Annotated in this window: 10 protein-coding genes and 1 riboswitch; of the genes, 7 read left to right on the top strand and 3 right to left on the bottom strand. The window is 62.8% G+C overall.

Features of this window, described 5'->3' with window-relative positions:
- Positions 1-166: 166 nt before the first annotated feature.
- The 3 genes from GPICK_RS07575 to GPICK_RS07585 form a co-directional block, all read right to left on the bottom strand.
- Positions 167-1,492 carry a type 2 periplasmic-binding domain-containing protein gene (locus GPICK_RS07575; protein WP_052263347.1) on the bottom strand — a complete coding sequence of 442 codons (1,326 nt, stop codon included), beginning with the start codon at positions 1,490-1,492 and terminating at the stop codon, positions 167-169.
- Positions 1,493-1,567: 75 nt separating this feature from the next.
- Positions 1,568-2,332: a hypothetical protein gene (locus GPICK_RS07580; RefSeq protein ID WP_039741838.1), complete on the bottom strand. Its 765-nt coding sequence runs from the start codon at positions 2,330-2,332 to the stop codon at positions 1,568-1,570.
- Positions 2,333-2,404: 72 nt separating this feature from the next.
- Positions 2,405-2,530: riboswitch (cyclic di-GMP riboswitch) on the bottom strand.
- A gap of 283 nt (positions 2,531-2,813) precedes the next feature.
- Positions 2,814-2,999 carry a hypothetical protein gene (locus GPICK_RS07585; RefSeq protein WP_052263348.1) on the bottom strand — a complete coding sequence of 62 codons (186 nt, stop codon included), beginning with the start codon at positions 2,997-2,999 and terminating at the stop codon, positions 2,814-2,816.
- A gap of 513 nt (positions 3,000-3,512) precedes the next feature.
- Here GPICK_RS07585 and GPICK_RS07590 point away from each other — a divergent pair.
- The 7 genes from GPICK_RS07590 to GPICK_RS07620 all read left to right on the top strand — a co-directional run bounded on the left by GPICK_RS07590 (position 3,513) and on the right by GPICK_RS07620 (position 19,875).
- On the top strand, positions 3,513-4,355 hold the full coding sequence (locus tag GPICK_RS07590) for a hypothetical protein (RefSeq protein WP_144400066.1): 843 nt from the start codon (positions 3,513-3,515) through the stop codon (positions 4,353-4,355).
- 4 nt (positions 4,356-4,359) lie between these two features.
- Positions 4,360-5,529: a thioredoxin family protein gene (locus GPICK_RS07595; RefSeq protein ID WP_052263349.1), complete on the top strand. Its 1,170-nt coding sequence runs from the start codon at positions 4,360-4,362 to the stop codon at positions 5,527-5,529.
- 44 nt (positions 5,530-5,573) lie between these two features.
- Positions 5,574-7,220, top strand: a complete 1,647-nt coding sequence (locus GPICK_RS07600; RefSeq protein ID WP_052263350.1) for a ShlB/FhaC/HecB family hemolysin secretion/activation protein — start codon at positions 5,574-5,576, stop codon at positions 7,218-7,220.
- A 73-nt stretch (positions 7,221-7,293) separates the two neighbouring features.
- Positions 7,294-16,938, top strand: a complete 9,645-nt coding sequence (locus GPICK_RS07605) for a filamentous haemagglutinin family protein (RefSeq protein WP_039741845.1) — start codon at positions 7,294-7,296, stop codon at positions 16,936-16,938.
- A 29-nt stretch (positions 16,939-16,967) separates the two neighbouring features.
- Positions 16,968-18,749: a DUF2341 domain-containing protein gene (locus GPICK_RS07610; protein WP_236685677.1), complete on the top strand. Its 1,782-nt coding sequence runs from the start codon at positions 16,968-16,970 to the stop codon at positions 18,747-18,749.
- The gene (locus tag GPICK_RS07615; RefSeq protein WP_039741850.1) at positions 18,746-19,153 is read left to right on the top strand and encodes an ExbD/TolR family protein; all 408 of its coding nucleotides are present in this window, start codon (positions 18,746-18,748) and stop codon (positions 19,151-19,153) included. The genes GPICK_RS07610 and GPICK_RS07615 overlap by 4 nt, the downstream gene beginning before the upstream one ends.
- Positions 19,153-19,875, top strand: coding sequence for a TonB C-terminal domain-containing protein (locus GPICK_RS07620; RefSeq protein WP_039745487.1), 723 nt, complete (start codon positions 19,153-19,155; stop codon positions 19,873-19,875). Before GPICK_RS07615 ends, GPICK_RS07620 begins: the two co-directional genes overlap by 1 nt.
- The last annotated feature ends 47 nt before the right edge of the window (positions 19,876-19,922 follow it).

Consider the following 19,922-nt stretch of genomic DNA (forward strand, 5'->3'; position numbering starts at 1 on the left):
GCCTTTAACCTTGACAACCAAATCCCCCCGGCCCCCCTTTCTCAAAGGGGGGTAACTGCAGGCGGAAGATTAGCTTTTACCCGGTTGAAAGCGTAAGGGGGAAGCTCCCACGAAAAAAGGCCGCCCCGGGGGGCGGCCTTCTGGTGAGACAAAACAGTGTGGCAGATTAGGGGGTCATCGGGCTGGCCGGGAGCTGCCAGGCCGGGTAGGTGAAGTCGGTCCCTTTGCCGTAGACCATCTCGTTGGCGGTGGCCCAGTAGGGAGCCTTACTGGCAAGGGTGGTGCTGTTCAGGTTGGCCGGGTTGGAGGCGTAGTTGTTGAGTTGCACGATCAGGTTGTGCTTGGCAGCGTTGCCGGCGGCGGCGGAGGACTCAAAGAGCGTCTGGGCCGACCAGAAGTCGTAGTTGCCGTTCCGGATGGTGTTGCGGCGTGCGGGAATACCGTTGTACTTCACCACGTGGGCCGTTGCCGGCGGGGTGGCGTCGGCATCGGCGTAGCCGATGGAGCCGGTCCGGGCGCCGAGGCAGTTCATGAGGTCGCTGGTGGCGTCGTTGAAGAAGGCGTACACGGTCTGATTCTGCAGGAGCGGAGCGCCCCAGCCCTTGTTCATGACAGCGGCATCGAGGGTGGCGTGGGTGCCGGAGCCGGCGGCCCGGAAGCAGGCCGTGATGTTGTCGTTAACCTGTGAGGTCTTGCCGGTGACGGTGTAGGAGGCCCCGAAGTCGGACCAAAACATGGCGTTGCCGGAGAAGATGTTGACCGCCATCTCGCGGTTGATGTTGTCGAGTTGGGCGGAGACGCAGCTGATGCCGGCGCCGCAGTCCGTGGCAGCGGTGGCGGTGGTGCAGAGGTTGCCGTCGTGGGCACCGCCGGAGCACTTGCTGACGGAGACCGAGTTATCCACGAAGAAGGCGAAGGGGACGACCACCGGGCGGTAGAAGTTGAGGCCGGTGGTGGAGATCCCGGTGTAGGAACGGGTCACGTACGGATCGGCGGCGGCAGCCAGGGGGCCCTTCAACTGGCCGTAGGTCCGCTGAATGAAGGCGTCGCCGTGGACGTCGGAAGCGCCCACATCGATGGGGAGGCAGGTGTCGGGGGCGGCGCTGGCGGTGGTGCCGAAGAGTTTGCGGTCGGTGTTGTTGGTGCAGCCGGTGGTGACGTTGGGGTCAACCTGCCCCTTTACCGACAGGATGCCGTCGATGGAGTTCTTGCCGGTGTAGCGGAAGTTGATGGTGTCGTTGGCGGCGCCGTTGCAGCCGGTGCCGGTGGCGATGCCGCCGGCGGAGCCGCCGCTGTTCTTCACGACGACGTTGGTGCAGCCCGGGCCGGCCGGGGCGGCAGCCTGGAGGAAGGGACCGGAGAGGGCGGACCAGAGAGTGGCCTCGGCGGAGGCGCCGTAGAGGTTCACGTCGATGGTGGCTGCCTGGGCGATGCCGGCAACGGAGAGGACCCCGGCGGCAACCACGAGGGACTGCTTGATGCTCTTTTTCATGGTGTTGCTCCTTTTTCGTAGTGGTCGCTCTCCCCGGAATGCCGGGGAGAGACGGTGATCATGGCGAGGTGCGGCTTACTTGTTCATCTTGCGGCGGATGCCGACCATGCCCAGGAGGCCCGAGCCGAGGAGGTAGGCGGCGGCAGGAATGGGGGTGGCGGCAGGGGCAGACTGCGCATTGATGGTGGTCGTACCGTCTGCGTTAAGGGCGACCGTCAGTGCCTGAACGCCCTGTGAGTAGGCGCGGGCGGCTCCAGTGTACTGATAAAGGCTCATCGAGACCGGCGAATTTGCAGCGAGAGTGGCAAGAGATGCTTCGCCAGTGGTCGTGTAGTTAAACCCGAAAGTTGTAGTGGTAATGTTACTACCATATGAAGCAACGTTAGGCTTATCATAAGCAGAGACGTAGGAGTTTGCAAAGGACTGCGAGGCAACTATCTTGTCAGTGGTTCCAAGGGAGTTGTAATAGGTAGTAACAAGGTTTCCGAGGCTCTGAAAGTTGGTTAATCTACCAGCAGCCAGATAGGTGGTAGTCGAGGGGGCGTTCGCGGCATAGCCGCTGACACTGGCGGTTCCAGTTACAAAGTAACCGACTCTCAGGTTTGCGAGGGAGGCGGTGGCGCCGAAGTCGCTCAGCACGAAGGGGTTGGCGGTGATAGTGTTGTTGGTGGTGCCGACCAGGGAGCTGATGGTGCCGAGGTTGGTGGCGATTTCCGTGCTGCTGGTGGTGTCATAGATGACCTGTACGAGGCTCTGGTCGGTGAAGGCAGCCATTGCGCTGCCGGCCATGGCGATGCTCATCATGGCGCCGGCGATAAGTGCGATCATTTTCTTTTTCATCTTCCTGTTCTCCTTTTCTTCCTGTTCCTGTGTGTGATGTTCAGCTTCCGTAAATTACTGCCGATTCATCACCCAGGCGGCCCAGCCATCCGGTCCATCCGTCGTCCCGTTACGTTGTCCTCCGTCCCTGGAGTGGTGGATATCTCCGGATCTGTGGCTTTCCGTCACCCGGTTGCCCGGGTTTTGGCTTTATCTGAGTCGTTCTGCGGTGGGCCCGCTGGCCCTTTCTGTCGGGTCGTTGCCCGATTGCACAAACGTGTTCTATTCAATTGTATGCTGCGTTACTGCCGTAAGCCTCCTTTCGATAACGGTCGATAGTGCGATTCAAAACGACGAAAGCCCGGTTCGTGAGAAACTCCGCGACTGATTCCGCGGGTCACTGCTCTCGAACCGGGCTTTCCGGGACCTGACATTCAGGCCGGCAAAGTACCCTTGCCTTTATTCTGTTTTCACCGTGCGCCGTTTCTGCTCCGGCGCGTTCCTACCTTCCCCTGAGGATCTCCTCGAACTTCTCGATCCGGCCGATCCCCCCCTGGGAGAAATTGATCTTGATGTGGCCGGTGAATTCCTCGTTCACCAGCTTGGTCAGCTCCGAAACGAGCCGGACCAGTTTTTCGTCCTGTTTACCCGCCTTGTTTTCTTGTGCGCCCTTGACGACTACTTTCATGGAAGTGGGTCCGTTTCTCTCCGGTGTTCCTTGCTGCGTCGTGATAGTAGACATGGCAGTGTTACAGTTCGTTAAAGGTCATCTTAAGATTTTGTTGACCGCCCGATTTTTTTCCGCCTGCCGGTCACTCCGTTCCTCAGCGAACGACGTCACTCTAGCAGCGCTCTGTTACAGGGAATGAACAGATTCTTGAAAAAACGATGAATAAATATGCTTAACCTGAAAAAACGCATTCATGAATATTGTTTGGCCAAAATTTATTTAAGGACAATGGGGAGGAGGGAGATGGAAAATGCGGCGAACGCTTGAACCCTCATTGAAGTTTATTTAGCACAATGGTTTGCTTTGATGTTTTTGTGCTGAAATATCATGGTGTTATCCGAATATGAGAGCGGCCTGGCCGAGGCGGGATCGTATTCATTGTCGTCGAAAATTCATAATTCTGAAGACGTTCTGTAACATCTCTCATCTATTGTTGTCGGGTTCTGCACACAGGTTGATTAAGGGGGATGCATGAGAACGAGAACCTGCCTGCATATTTCCTGCGGTTTACTTTCGCTCTCCGTTATGGGGGGGCTCTCGGGGTGCGCCGGCACCCGGGAGGTCCGGGTGGCCCAGCCGGGCGACCGGGTGGGAGTCCACTTCGTCTGCCGCACGGCAGAGGGAGAGATTGCCTCCTCTACCTATAAGAGTGTTGCCGATGACCATTCGCTGAAAAAGGCGTCCCGGTTCCTTCCGGCCAATTCGGACGATCCCCTCGTTCTGGTTGCCGGAAAGGAGGAGGGGCAGCAGAGCGGTGCGGCGCGCGCCATCGGCTACGAAGGCGCCATTGCCCGGGTGCTCGGCGGAGAGATCGTCGGCATGGAAGAGGGCTCCCGGCATACCGTGGATGTTTCGTGGAACCGGGAGGAGAAAAGCGGCGGGACCATCTCGATGGCGCGCGTGCGGGTTCGCCCCCGGGAGATGCGGATGACCCCCGAGGAGTTCACGAAGGGGACCGGGAAAAAAGCCGAAATGGACGTGCCGTTCGTCGTCGATCCGGCAGTGCCGGGGAAAGTCACCGCCGTCAGCGCCGAGGAAGTGGTCGTAACGTTTGCCCCGGCGGGACCGTCGGTCACGACTCCTTTCGGTTCCGCCCTTGTGCGTGAGGAAGGGGACCACTACGCACTGGAGCTTCAGGTGGCGCCGGGGCAACTGGTCCGCTCCGGCGCGCTGGTGGGGCGTATCACCGACGTGAACGAGCGGACCTTCCTGGTTGACTACCGTGACCCCCTTGGTGGGGAGCCTCTGCAGTGCGACCTGACGATACTGTCGGTGGAGAAGGGAAACACGCAGCTTGGCAAGGAAAGGAACTGAACCCATGAAGAATCGCGTCAATATTCTCGTTCCCGTTGCCATTGTCGGGGCAGTTCTGTTCTTCGCCGCCGCCGTCCCTGCGGCGGAGCAGCGTCCCGCCGGGCAGGCTTCCCGCAATGGCGCTCCTTCCGCTGAACGGATTGCCGTCGGAAAGGGTGATCTCGCTACGGTCAACTATACGATGACGCTGGAAGACGGGACTCTGGTGGCAACCACCGACCGTGCCGTGGCCGAGGATCAGGGGCGGAAACGGATCGGGGAGTTCCCGAGCGATGCCGACTTCCGGCCCGAGCAGGTACTGGCCGGTTCGCCGGCGTCGGTGCCCGGCATCGGCGAGGCGGTGGTGGGGATGGAAGTCGGCCGGCGGGCAAAGGTGGTGCTGCCGCCGGAAAAGGCGTTCGGTCTTACCGATACCCAAAAGCGGGTTCAGCTTCCTATAAAGCACACCATCCCGCGGATCATTACCATGCCGGCCCGCGAGTATGTGAGCCGTTTCGATTCGCTGCCGGTCGTCGGCAAGGATGTCACGCTGGTTCCCTATTTCCCCGCCCGTGTCACGAAGGTGGACGAGAAGGAGGCGGAGCTCGAATTCTCGGCCGTCGACGGCACACGGTTCGAGGAAAAGTTCGGTCAGACCGTCGTTGCGGTGAAGGGCGACGAAATAACGATTACGCTTCAGCCGCGCATGGGCGCGCCATTCGAGATGGGGGGGAAGGCGGGGACCATCGTCTCCGGTGACGGGGCCACGTTTACCGTCGACTTCAACGGGCCGCTGGCGGGCAAAACGGTCGTTGCGGAACTTGAGGTTACTGGTCGCGCCGATGCGGCGTCCTTTGCGGGCGTGACGATCCCCTGGCAGGAGAATTACGACGGGGCGCTCACCGCCGCACGCCGCGACGGCAAGCCGACCGTTCTGGTTCTCTATGCCGACTGGTGCCAGTGGTGCAAGCGGCTCCTCACCGAATCGCTCGTTGACCCGCGGGTCCTCACTCTGCGTGACTCTTTTGTCTGGGCGAAGGTCAATTCCGACAAAGAAACGTCCTACAAGGACAAGTACGGCCAGAACGGTTTCCCGCTGGTCATAGTCCTCGACCGGGAAGGTTCCGTCATCCGGCGGATCGACGGTTTCCGGGACGCGCGTGCATTGCGTGACGAACTTGCGGCGATCCTGTAGCGGGACGCATGAATCTTGTGGTTATGAGAGGAGATGTATTTCCGATGTCCCTGTTGACTGAACGTGCCGCCGGCTTCCGTCGTTACGCCGCACCTTCGCTGTTTGCGTTCGCGCTCCTGATCTCCGGCGTGGAGAGGGCCCCGGCTGCCGAGACGGCCACCGGAGAGTCCGCGCCCGCTGCCCAACCCGCTGGGGAAGAAGAGGTGAAGTTTGCCATCAGCCGTTTCAGTGTGAGGGGGAATACGGTCCTTGGCGAGGACGAGATCGCCCAGGTTCTTGCCCCCTTTGTCGGTACCGGCAAGACCGCGGCCGACGTGGAAAAGGGCCGGGACGCCCTTGAGCAGTATTACCACAAGGAAGGGTTTCCGACGGTGGTCGTCAACATCCCCGAGCAGAAGGTGGAAAGCGGCTACATTTCCCTCGAAGCCATCGAGAACCTGATTGGCGACGTGACGGTCACGGGGGGGCGGTGGTACTCTCCCGGGCTCATTCTGCGCGAGCTCCCCTCCCTGAGGAAGGGGGAGATCGTCTATGTGCCGGAGGTCGAGAAGGATCTCGGGAAACTCGCCGAAATCCCCGATCTGAAGGTCGTTCCGTCCATGGTGCCGGGGAAGGCGCCGGGCACGGTCGATTTCGAGCTGAAGGTCGAGGATTCGATCCCGTTGCACGGCAGTATCGAACTCAACAACCGCAACAGCCTCAATACGACACCCCTGAGGGTCAACGCGACGCTCAGCTACACCAACCTGTGGCAGAGGCTCCATGCCCTGACCCTGCAGTACCAGACCGCACCGGAGAAGCCGTCGGAGGTCCAGGTAGTCTCCGGTTCCTACCTGATGCCGGCCCCGTGGGAGAAGGAGCACAAGGTGGTCCTCTACGGGCTCTATTCCGACAGCGAAAGCGGCTTCGGCGAAGGATTCAAGACCAAGGGAAAGGGAGAGGTCGGCGGACTCCGCTACCTCATTCCCCTGCCGCCGCTTGATTCGTACAGCCACAACCTCGCTCTGGGGGTCGATTACAAGCGTTTTCGGGATGTGTCGGACAAGGAGCTGGTGGTCAGCTATCTGCCGGTTTCCGTTGCCTATAACGCCTCGGTTCCCGACTCGACCGGCAGCACCATCTTTAACTCCAGCCTGGGCGTTTCGTTTCGCGGCGCCGTGACCAGCAGTGAAGAGTTCGATAAGAAGCGTGCCAAGGCGCGGGGCAATTACGTGATCCTGACTGCCGGCCTGGAGCGCACGCAGCACCTCCCCGCAAAGATGATGCTCGACCTCAAGGTGGACGGCCAGCTTACCGACCAGCCTCTCATCTCTAACGAACAATATGTGGCCGGCGGCCTCGATACCGTCCGCGGCTACCGCGAAGGAGAAGCATCCGGCGACAACGGCATCCATGGGACCGCCGAGCTGATGGCACCTGAGCTCGGTGCCGTGACCGGTTACGGTGAGCGTTTCACCGCAATTCCCTATCTCTTCTTCGACTACGCCTCCCTCAGTCTCAAAGAGCCTCTGCCGGAGCAGGCCGCCAATTTCACGCTCATGGGGACCGGCGTCGGCATCCGCGGCACGGTGCTCAAGGCGCTGGACTACCAGCTCGACTGGGCCTATGCCCTGCGCGACATGAAGGGCTCGCCGGACAACACCCGCGAAGGTACCTCCCGGGTGCTGTTCAAGGTTAAATACCAGTTCTGACGGAATGCCGCCGGCCGGCGGACGCAATCCACGCTGCGCATGCGCTGCCTGTGCGGCGTGAGGAGAACGTACCATGCTGAAAAAGATAAGCGCCATTACCCTGACGGTGAACATGATTTCGTTCCCTGCGCTTTCCGATGCGGGGCAGTCGCCCCGTTTCAAGTCCATGTCCGCGGTCCCCCTGCCTCCGTCCGTCACTCAGTTGCCGGTACTCAAAAACGTCGTCTCCGGGGTGCTGACACCGGTCACCGATGGGGCCAGGAACACCATGACGGTGACCCAGACCCAGGACAAGGCCGTCGTCGACTGGCAATCGTTCGATGTCGGTTCGCAAGCCACCGTCAGTTTCACGGGGCAGCAGAACTGGAGCGTTCTCAACCGGATCGATGACGTAAAGCCGAGCCTCATTTTCGGCAAGGTTCTCGCGGACCAGCGGGTCATCCTCGTCAACAGGAACGGCATCTACTTCGATAAGGGCTCCCAGTTCAACAGCCAGTCCCTGACCGCGTCGTCGCTCTCCCTCTGGAAAGCGGATTTCGACAAGGGGGTCATGAAGTTCCGGTCCACCGACGAGAGCGGAACCGCCTACACCCCCGGTCCCATAATTAACGCGGGGACCATGGGGCCGGCATTGGTCAGAAATGCCGACGGCAGCATTGTGACGAATCCCGACGGCTCGGCGAAAATCCTCCCCGGCAATTCGGTCTACCTCGTGGGGGGGAGCGTCGAAAACAGCGGGACCATCACCGCACCGGTGGGGCAGATCGGCCTGGCCGCCGGCGACACCGTGGAGATCAGGCCCGACGACAGGGGACCGAACGCGGTGGCGGTGACCATGCCGGCTTCGCCCACGCTCTCCTATGACGTGATCAACCACCCGAGCGGCGTCATGACCGCGGAAACGGGCCTGGTGGGGATGTATGGCGGGACGGTGACCCAGAACGGCATTATCCGGGCGGTTACCGCGGTCAAGAAGAACGGGCAGATCGAACTCAAGGCCAGCAACCGGATAATCACCGGTGCCGGAAGCGAGACCAGCACCCCCGTCTCCGATGACCCGGAGACGGTGAACGAAACCTTTCCGGAGCAGAAGGGGATCATCACCCTCGGGGGGCTCGACCCCAGCCGGCCGGTGGTGGTGGATGGCGTCCAGACCGGGCGCATCGAGCTCAATGGCGTTATGCGCTCCCAATCGGGGAATGTGTACCTGTCGGCTACGGACCGCGTTTTCATGGGGGCCGGCAGCCTCCTCGACGTGAGCGGCGTCATCCAGCAAAAAGCCAAGCCGGCCGAGGCGAATCTCCTGGAGGCAAAACTGACGAGCCAGAAGCTCAGCGACGATTTCCTCCAGAAAAACGGCCTGCTGTTCAACGCCTCCATCAAATTCGACGCCCACCTCGGCTCGACGATCGGCAACGTTTCCGACTACCTGCTGCAGCGCGACGTGACGGCCCAGGACAGGAGCATATCGGGCGGAATGGTCAGGGTTACCAGCAAATCCGGCGACATTGTGATGAAGAAGGGTGCCCAGATCCTTATGGGGGGCGGGAAGACCCACTACAATGCCGGTTCCTACGCCATTACCACCCTCGTTTCCGGAGGGAAGTCGTATTTCATCCACGAAGCGCCCACAAACCTCGCGTACGACAGGATAGGCGAGCGCCGCCTCTACCGCCCCGAGCATGACGAAGGGGGGGATGCCGGCACGCTGACATTGCTCGGTCGGAAGATCTATCTGGACGGCGCCATCGACTCCTCCGTCACCAGGGGGCTCTATCAGACGAAAACCGCGGAGCCGACGGATGCCATCGGAAGGCAATACGCGAGAGGTCTCAGGGAGCCCAAGGGTGGCACCCTTGAAATCGGGGACGTGATTGTCGCGGACCGGCTCAACTCGTCCGTGCGAAGTCTCGACCTCGTTACCGGCGACATCACCATCAAGGGGGGAGCGCTGAATGAATCGGCCGACATCACCGCCGACTCCGATGTCCAGCTTGCCGGTCCGTCCCGCATCTCCGCCGATCTCCTTTCCGGTGCGGGGCTGAACACCCTGTTCGTTTCCGGCAACGGGACCCTGAGTATCGAAAAGGGGGCCCGGATTGCCGTCCAGCCCACCGGAACCATCAACGCCGTTGCCGAGAGGATCGTGCATGACGGTGAGCTGGCGGCGGCGGGGGGGACGATCAAGCTCCAGACGATCGACAGCGTGAAGCCGCTCGATGCTCCCGTCACCCAGCGCATTTTCCTCGGCGAGCATAGCGTGACGTCCGTAGCGGGCGAACGGCTGGACGAGGCCCTGCCTTCCGGCGTATGGCGCGGCTTTGCCCGGACTGCCGGAGGCTCGGTCGAGATCAAGGACCGGGCGCGGGAGGGGGGGCTCGGGGTCGGGGTGACGGATGGCGCGCTCATCGACGTCAGCGGCGGATATTATGCCGATGCCAACCGGAAGGTGACCGGTGGCGACGCGGGGACCCTGCAGATCCAGGGAGAGACCATGATCCTCCACGGGGAGATGCGCGGCGATGCCCTCCTCGGCAAGAAGGGGGGAAGCATTCTGCTTCACGGGGGTGACGTCACCGTTTCCCGGGAGCGTGACGCCATGCCGGCATCGTTCGGGAAGGATACGGCGGTCCCCGACCCCCTCAAGGGGAAACTCAACCTCTGGACGGGGGCGCTGGACTGTTCCGGTTTCTCGCGCATCGAACTCAGATCGGCCGGCGATCTTACCGTGACCGACGGGGCCGTGCTCGCTCCGTCCCTGACGCGTCAGGTGGTGCCGCTTGCGGGGAGGGTGTTCCACAGGCAGTTGCAGGATGCCCCCCCCGAGCTTGCGGGTCAGACGTGGGTCCGGGGAACTGCCGGCATGCAGCTTGACCGCAACGCCGAAGGGCTCAACGACAACACCGCCGCCACCTTGTCGATTCGCCCCGGGGCCACGGTGAACGTTGCCCCCGGCGGGGAAGTTACCCTGACCGGGCAGCAGGTGAACATCGCCGGAAGCATCATCGCCCCGGCAAGCACCGTCGGCATCGAGGCAAAAAATGGCGATCTCACGGTCAAAGGCGGCGCGAAGATCACCGCCTCAGCCTACAACCTGAACGATATCGCCCCGGTTGCCAGCTATGTTCCGCTGGGGATCACTCCCTTGAACGGCGGAACCGTCTCGCTCAAGACCCCCGGCACCCTGACCCTCGAAGGCGGTTCCGCCATCGATGTCTCGGGCTCTGCCCCCGCAACGGCATACCTGAAGAGGGCCGACGGCCGGATCAGCCAGGCGGTGGTGGCGGGTGCCCCCGGAGCGGTGTCGTTCGACAGCGGCATGCTCGCGGACAACTCCCGACTGACGGCCTTCTCATACCTGCCGGGGATGCCGGGAGGGAGCTTTTCCCTCACGTCGCGGAATCCGGCCGGTATCAGCCTCGACCAGGCACTCTTCTCGCGGCTGACGACAAACGGCTTTGACAGCCTGTCGTTCATCGTCCCGGGAACCATGACCCTTGCCGGCCCGATCGCGGCCACAGCCGGCAGGAGCATCGCCCTGAACACCCCCGAGCTGCTGGTGACCGACAATGCAACCCTCGCCGCTCCCTGGATCCGCCTGTTAAACGGCTCTTCACAGGTGGAAACCACGGGGCGGAGTCCCGTGGCCGGTAACGGTTCTCTCTCGCTGAAGGGGAGCTGGATCGATCTGGAAGGCGACGTGGCGATCTCCGGGGCCGGGAAGGTGGAGCTTTCCGCACAGGAAACGATCCGGGCAACGGACCGGAAGTACAACAACAACACCATCCCGGGGATCTGGCTGGGCCGCCTGGCGACTCCCGGTGCGCTCTCGCTGGTCTCCAGCGTCGTGTATCCGACCTCCCTCTCCAACTTCACCTTCTCTGCCGGCGGCGACATTTCGGTGGCACCTTCGGGAAGCCAGGCCCCCCTCCTGGCCTCGGCAGGGGGGAGGCTCGCTTTCGAAACGCCCGGCTCCATAACCGTCAGCGGCTCCATTGCCGCGCCGATGGGGACGGTCGATCTGAAGACAACGGGCCAGGACAAAAGGATCTACGTCGAGAAGGGTGCCCGCATCTCGGTAACGGGGCAGGCCCTGGCGAAATATGGCTCCTCCGACGAGGTGAGCTGGACGATCACGGACAGGGCCAGCGCCAACGACCGGGATGTGACCGCCGAACCCGCCAAGGGGATTACCCTGAGCGCCGGCAAGGGTGAGGTGATCGTCCGCGGCGGCGCCACCGTCGATGCGTCGGGAGGGGGAGGGATTTTCAGCTACCAGTTCCAGCCCGGCATCACCGGCACCAATGATCCGCTGAAGAAAAAGGGGCGCTACGTCATCATGCCGGACAATTCCGTCCGGATTCCGGGTGACGCGGTCTATCTGTCCGGGGGGAACGGGCTGGCACCGGGGGTGTACAGCCTCCTCCCCGAGGAGTATGCATTTCTCCCCGGCGCCCTGGTCGTGACCGACCTGGGGGTCACCGTCGCGCCGAACGAGGCGAGAACGACCAGTGAGGGATACGTGGTAGCTGCCGGGTACCGGACGACCCAGGGGAGCGGCACGACCGCGTCGCTCTGGAAAGGGTTCGAGATCAGGCGGGCGGCGGATGTTCTCAAGGAGGGGAGCTTCAATCCCCATATCCTCGTTGCCGGAAACGGCGGCGACATGACCGTGAGCGGGGCCACGACGATCATCGAGGGAACGCTGGCCGCGGCTGCCCTTCCGGGAGGGACGGGCTTCCAGGGTGGCGTGGTCAACCTCAGTGGCAGGAACATGACGATTCTCAAGACGCCGCTCCCCCTTCCCGCGGGATTCGGCGTCACGACGCCCCTGGAGGACCGGTTCAAGGGGACCTTCCAGATTGCCGATTCGTCCATATCCGACAAGGGGTTCAGAGAGGTCCGGCTGGGGAGCTACAATGCCGCCGCCCCCACCGACCCGGGCACCACCTCGACTGTTACCATCGAGACGGGGAGTACGGTGAATGCGGGTGCGATCACGGTCGGCGCGGCCGATGCCATCACCCTCAAGGACGGGGCCACGGTGAACGCCACCGGGACCGGCGCGCAGAGCGGAACGGTAAGCCTGGTCACCGGGGGAACACTCTCCATCGGCCAGAACGGGGCGGTTTCCGGCGTGAACGGGGTTGTTCTCGACACAACGGCCCTTGACCTGAAGGGAACGGTACAGAGCAGCAAAGGAGAGGTTGCCCTCAAGAGCGACAGGATCATCTATACCAGCGACGCCGATACGGACCGGAGCGCCCGGGCACTGTACGTGACCGACAGTCTCTGGAGAACCCTCTCGGCTAATCCGGTCATGCGTCTGGCGTCGCGCTCCGACATGCTTTTCCGCAGCAATTTCGCCCTCGACAACGGCGGCCGGTTCACGCTGGAAGCCTCCCGGATCGGCAGCGTCAACGGCGCCACCGTCACGGTCGGTTCGGATACGAATCGCCTGAAGAGTTTCACCATGAAGGGTGTCGGCTCGAATCCGAGGAGTGCCCCCCAGAGCGGGAACGGGGTTTTCACCGCCTCTGCCGATTCGATCGCCGTCGGGCCGGGAAGCCAGGTCCTGGACGGCTTCGCCTCCGTGAATATCCGGGCGAAGAACGACCTCACCTTTACCGGCGTCGGAACTCTCGCGACGGCCGGGGATATGGATCTGCAAGGGGGACGCATCACCGGGGCGGGATATCGAACCTCCCAGGATGTGTACCAGAAGGGTGACTACGCGGTCAGCGCCGGCGGCGTTCTCACCACGGAGGGGACGACCGGAACGGCGGGAACCTCGGCCGTGCCCGGCGGGAAGCTTGCCTTCGAGGCCCGCAGTATCACCCACTCCGGGGCCATTGACCTTCCGTCGGGAACGGTTTCCATGAAAGCCACGGGAACCGGTGCCGATGACGGGATCTATCTGAAAGCGGGAAGCAGCATTGCGGCCAAGGGGAAGAATTTCGCAACCGCTGCCAGCGACGTGAGCATCCCCTTCGACGGGGGGAGCGTGGAACTCAATGCCGGGGCAGGCACCTTCCGGCAGGAGGCGGGCGCTGTCATCGATGTCTCGGCCGAGGCGGGTGGCGATGCCGGTCGCATAGCCGTTGCGGCCGTCAATAAGGCCGCGGAGCTCTCCGGTACCCTGAGCGGAACAGCCGGAGCGGGGAACCGGGGGGGAAGTTTCTCGCTGGACACCCAGTCGGTCGCGGACCTTTCCACCCTTGCCGGAAAAGTCGCTGGCGGAGGGTTTACCGATTCCATAGCGGTCAGGGCCCGGACCGGGGACCTGACGCTCGATGGCGGCAAGACCCTGAAGGGATCGGACGTCCGTCTTGCCGCCGACGCCGGTGCCATCACCGTGAACGGAACGGTGGACGCTTCGGGTGCAACGGGCGGGGTGGTGGACCTTGCCGCCGCCAATGCCGTGGTGGTGGGCACCACCGGTCAGATTCTGGCGAAGGCGGGAGGGACCGGCACGGGGAATGGCGGCGACGTCTCCCTGCGTTCCGTCAACGGGGCGGTTCAGGTCGCCGGAACCATCGATGCGGGCGGCTCGACAGGGGGCAGGGGGGGGACCGTCACGCTTGATGCAGGCCGTACCGCAACCGGCGGGTCCGCTGCCGACAACGATGTGATGGTTGTCCTTTCCGGATCGGTCACCGGTGCCGACCGGCTTGACGTGGTGGCAACCAGGACGGACCGGCAGGCGCAGCAGATCCTTGCCGTGGACGGGACCATGATTGCGGCGAAGGATGCGGAAAACCAGGCCTTCGTGGCCAATGCCGCCTCTGCCGCCGCCCGCCTGCGGGACGCATTCGTCGCCGGGGGGGGGAAGGCGGAGTCATTCCATTTCCGTCCGGGGGTCCAGATCGAGAATGACGGGGCGATCAACGTGGCAGGGCCGGTTGCCCTGACCGGATACCGCTACGGCGGCGAAGCGGGGGTGCTGGGGCTGCGGGCGACCGGCAACCTCACCGTGAGCCAGGACATCATGGACAATCCGACGGCGGTACCGGCGCTCCACAGTTCCACCGCCGCGGAGTCGTGGCGGATCGGGCTGGTTGCCGGCGCGGACCGGAACGCCGCGGACCGGATGGCTACGGTCAGGAACGTGGGGGACATTACCGTAGCGGACAAGAAACGCGTCTATACCGAGCGGGGAGGCATCGACTTCGCGGCCGGCAATAACATGACCATCAACCAAGGTGGCACGGGAACCATGATCGACAGCACCACCCCCTTTGTGATCGGGAGCTATGCCGGCCCCATCCGGGGAGCCGTGGGGAACGATCTCAAAATGGCGGGAGCCATCCAGACCGCCACCGGGAATATCAGGATCAATGTCGGGAACGATCTGTACACGCAGACCGACTCACTTCACAAGCTCGGCGCGATCCGCACCCTTGGCGAGCACGCCGACTTCGCAAACAAAATGGGTAATTTCTGGGAATACGGCAATGGCGGCAGCATCGCGCTCCGGGTCGGCCGGAACATCAACAACCCCGCCGACACCAGCAGCAATGTCATCATCACCAATGCCTGGGACAAGACCTATGCACGCTGTTCCGACCCCTCCTGTCGTTCTCTCCCCAAGGTGTGGGGGGCGAGCTACCAGACCGATACCCGGGCAAATACCCTGACGACCAGCGGCCTGGCCACCCTCGGCGGGGGGAGCCTCGATATCCGTGCGGGAGGGGCGTTCATCGGCCAGGCGGGAACGTTCGGCGCCGGAAATCTCCGTCTCACGACGGGAGGCGACATGAAGGGGCGGTTCCTGGTGAGGCAGGGGGAGGGCAAACTTCGTTCGACCGGAAACCTGGGAAGCACGAATGACCGGCCGGTCTTCGAAATGTTCGACGCCGACCTGCGGGTAACCGCGGCGGGAGATACGCTGGTCGGCGGGGTGGTCAACCCCGGCCTGGCCCGGCCCGGCATGGAGATCGGTTCCGGCAACAACCTGCGGCTGCGCAACCTTTACGGGCAATCCGCCGCGATACGGCTGGCGTCCCTCGGGGGGGATGTGGCCCTGTCGACCCGCTCGTTCTATACGGTTACCTCAGCCAGTTCCAATGGGTCGAGTGTGCTCCCCTCCACCCTTGAGGCCTACGCGGGACGCGCCATCCGCCTTGAAACCGCATCCCTGATGCTTTCACCGTACAAGTCGGGCAATTTGAGACTTGCCGCCGCCGGCGATATTTCGGGGGTTGTTCCGTCGGGCATACCCGACAACGTTCTGCAGACAACCTTCATCAAGATGCTGGAAACCGATCCCGATCTCTCCACGATGTATGGCGAGGCAAGCCGCTTCGATCCGAACAGCCTGTGGCTGAGGACCAGGGAGGCCTCTCTGCTCCACAAGAACGATTCGCAGCCGGTGAAGATCACTGCCGCAGGCAACGTGACGAACCTGGAGCTGCTGATTCCGAAGAGCGCCGCGATAACAGCGGGTGCGGACGTCCGCAACCTGATCCTTGCCGGTGAGAACCTCAACGAGGGCGACACGACCCTCGTCAAGGCGGGGGGGGATATCGAACTTGCGACCCGCAAGATCAAGACGATTTCCGTCGGTGCCAACAACAAAAAGAGCATACAGAAGAATCAGAATAATACCGGCATCAAGATTGACGGTCCGGGTTCCTTTGTGATGCAGGCCGGAGGCAGCATCGACCTGGGCGACTCGGACGGGATCGACACCAACGGCAACGGCCTGAACTATCTGCTTCCGAAAAAGGCGAGCACGATCGTTCTGGCGGCGGGTGTGGGACAGCAGCTCTCGGGTGACGGGACAACCGCCTTGATGGGGTCCATAAAGAAGAGCGGCGAGGAGTACAGCAACCTGAAGGCGACCGGCGACGGGGCAGGAGCTGACGCGGTCCTGGCAAAGGCCCGCCAGAACTCTATCGATCCCCTGTTCAGCGGCCGTCCTTCCGGCTCCATCAGCATGGTTTCTTCCGAGGTTTCGAGCAAGGGGGGGTCGGATGTCTACCTCATTGCCTCCGGTGATGTCAACGTCGGCAAGTCGGCCTTTGTCGACAAGGATATGGACAAGAGCTCGATTCCGCCAACAGGGGTGACCACTGCGGCGGGGGGGGACATCGGGGTGCTGGCCCGCGGAAACATCAACGTCAACGAGTCCCGGATCATGACGTTCTTCGGCGGCAACATCACCGTCTGGAGCGATCATGGCGATATCAACGCCGGCCGCGGTTCGCGGACGGCCATCAGCGCCGAGGCCCCGAAGACCGTCTTCAATGCCAGTACCAATCAGTACGAATACAAGTTCACCGCGCCGGCGGTCGGCAGCGGCATCAGAACGCTCACCTACGATCCTGACGGGGTGCTGGGTCCCCTCAAGGCGCCGGAGACGGGGGACATCGCGCTCGTTGCTCCCAACGGCGCGATCGACGCCGGCGAAGCGGGTATCGTGGGAAGACGGGTCACCCTCGGTGCCCGGGAGGTTCTTAACCGCCAGGCCATTGGTGCCCTGCTTTCCGTGGTCGGTGCGCCCAAGGCCTCCGGGGCGGTCAGCCTCGGCTCCATGAGCGGGTCGAACTCACTGGCCCAGAGCAGCCGGATGGTCGAGAAGGTTTCTTCTCTCGGCGGAGAAGGGGACCGTTCCACAAATAATGAAGCAAAGAAGGTCGACAAGTTCCTCTCTTCCTGGATCGACGTGAAATTCATCAGTTTCGATCAGGAGCAGCAGGAAGGCGAAGGCCGGTAATTCCAGATATGAGGGAAGAGGTGCGCTTAATGAAGAACGTGATGAAGGTGAGATGGAGCAGACCGTTGATGGCAGCGGTTGCGGCGCTTACGATGCTGCATGCCGTCAGTGCCCACGCCTGGTGGGAAAAGAAGTGGGAATTCCGCAAGAAGATTGCCTTCGACCTGAGCGACAAGGGGGCCGGCATCAAGGAAAACCTGGCCGACGTGCCGGTGCTGGTCCGGCTGCACGCGGGGAACTTCGATTTCACCAAGGCGAAGGACGACGGGTCCGATCTGCGGTTCATGGCGGCCGATGACAAGTCGCCCCTCAAGTTCCACATCGAGAAATACGACCCCAAACAGGCCATTGCCCTGATCTGGGTCAGGGTCCCGCAACTGGCCGGCGGAGGAACCCAGGATTCCATTCTGCTCTACTACGGCAACAAGGGGGCACCCGCGGCGGCGGATGCCGGCGGAACCTATGACACCGGCCAGGTGGCGGTCTTCCACTTCGGAGAGAAGGAAGGGGCGCCCCACGATGCCACCGCCTACGGGAACCACGGGGCCGACTTCGCCGGCAAGCTCGGAAATCCCGCCGTCATCGGCAGCGGCGCCACCTTCAACGGAACCAGCGACCGGCTGGTGATCAAGCGGTCGCCGTCGCTCAACTTCGCCAAGGGGTTCACCTTCTCCGCCTGGGCCAAGCCGGCGTCGGCCCAGCCCGATGCCCGCCTCTTCTCCTTCAGCGACGGGAAGCAGGGGATCGAGGTCGGTATCGCCCAGGGGAGCGTCTATGCCCGGGTCGACGGCGCGACGACCGGCCGGACTCCCGCCATCAACCCCCAGAGCTGGCATCACGTGGCAGTGACCGCGGAACCGGGAAAGCGGCTCGTGGTCTACCTTGACGGCAGGGAAGCCGCCACGGCGAACCTTGGCGCCTCGATGCCGTCGCCGACGGCAGACCTCGTGGTAGGTGGAACCCAGACGGGAGGAGCACTGTTCGCCGGCGAGATGGACGAGGTGGAGATCTCCTCCGTCGCCCGCCCGGCTGCCTGGTTTACGGCCGCGGTGGCCGGCCAGGGCGAGGGGGGGAAGCTGACGGCCTACCAGCAGGAGGAGAAGGGTGGGGGGGGCAGCGAAGACCTGACCATCCACCTCATGAAAGTGATCGCCCGCTCCATCACCCTGGACGGCTGGCTGGTCATCGGCCTCTGCTCGTTCATGCTCGTCTGGGGGATTCTGATCTTCATCCGCAAGTTCTTCATGCTGCAGAAGATCAGCAAGAGCAATAAATACTTCATGGAGAGCTTCGGCGAGCTGGAGGACCCGCTTGCCCTGGAGGAGGACGAGGGGTTCAGCGACTCGTCGCTCTTCCGCGTCTACCAGGCGGGGTTTGACGAGATCCAGCGGTGGGTGGACAGACAGGACCCGGAAAAGGATCTGGCGGTGCTGCCGCGTTCGATCCTGCACAACTTCCGGGCCACCCTCGACCGGGCGAGCACCACTGAGAGCCACAAACTGAGCGCCTGGATGCTGGTCCTGACCCTTGGCATCTCCGGCGGTCCGTTCTGGGGGCTCCTCGGTACGGTGTGGGGGGTTATGAACACCTTTGCCAGCCTGGCGGAATCGGGCGAGGCAAACCTCTCGGCCATCGCGCCGGGGGTCGCCTCGGCGCTGGCCTGTACGCTGTTCGGCCTCTTCGTCGCGATTCCGTGTCTCTTTGCCTACACCTACCTTGCCAACCAGATGAAGTACATCAACGCCGCCAACCGGCACTTCACCGAGGAGTACGCCATCAAGGTCGAAGGCGCTTACGGGGGGACGCAATGAAAGCTCCGGCTGATGACGGCGAGGCGCTTCCCGAGATCAACGTCGTTCCGCTCCTCGACCTCGCCTGGAACCTCCTGGTGGTCTTCATGATCGTGGTGACCGCGTCGGTGCAGGGGATCAACGTCAACCTCCCCAAGGCGAGCGCCGCCGCCGGGAAGATCAAGCCGTCCACCAAGGCGATCACCATTGCCGCGGAAGGGACCATCTATCTGGACAGCTTTCCCGTGACCCTCCCCGAACTGGAGGCACGGCTGCGGCAGGCAAAGTCCAGCGACCCCAATCTGCCGGTGGTGGTGCGGGGTGACGAGAAGGTGGAATACAAGAACGTAATCGCCGTGCTCGATCTCCTGTCAAAACTGGAGATCACCCAACTCGGTCTGGTTACGCAGAAACTGGTCAAATGATGGCGACGAAGAAACACAAGAAACAGAAGCTCGTGGCAGCCTGGGTGGTCCCCGGGATGGTTGTCGTCGTCCTGGCCGGTCTCGTGGGGTTTGTCGTCAAGGTCATGCTTTCCGACGACGGCCCCCGGCGCCAGGAGAAGATGACCTCCGTCACCCTGGTGAAGCCGCCACCGGAGCAGCCGAAGGAGAAGCCTCCCGAGCCCGAAATGCCGAAGGAGGTGCCGAAGCAGACCATCGAGACGCCGATCGACACCCCCCAGCAGGCGGCCCAGCCCAACCAGTCGGCGGACCCGGGCCCCCCTGCCGGTGCCGATCTGGGGGTGGATGCCGATGGAGGCGCCGGCGGCGACGGGTTCGGCCTGGTCGGCAGGAAAGGGGGGCGGGCGATCACCCTCGGCGGCGGAGGTGGTGGCGGCGGTCCCAGTCGCCTGTCGCTCCTTTCCAAGTATGGCTGGTACAGCCGGAAGGTTCAGGATGAGATCAAGTACAAGGTGAGGAAGCAGCTCGAACAGGACGGTGTCCATAAAGGCAAGTTCGAAGCTGTCGTCAGGATCGTTCTCGATGGGGGCGGAACCGTCGTCAAGTACCAGATTCTGACCCCATCGGGAAACGACAAGATGGATTCCGCGGTCAGGACGATCCTCGGTCAGATCAGGGTCAGCGAACCCCCGCCGGAAGGGATGCCCAAGGGGATGACTTTCAGGATTTCATCACAGGGATAGGGTGAGGGCATCCTTTCCCGGGTGGATGAGTCGCAAAGATACTAACG

Origin of the sequence: Geobacter pickeringii (genome assembly GCF_000817955.1) — a bacterium.
Classification (GTDB): Bacteria; Desulfobacterota; Desulfuromonadia; order Geobacterales; family Geobacteraceae; genus Geobacter; species Geobacter pickeringii.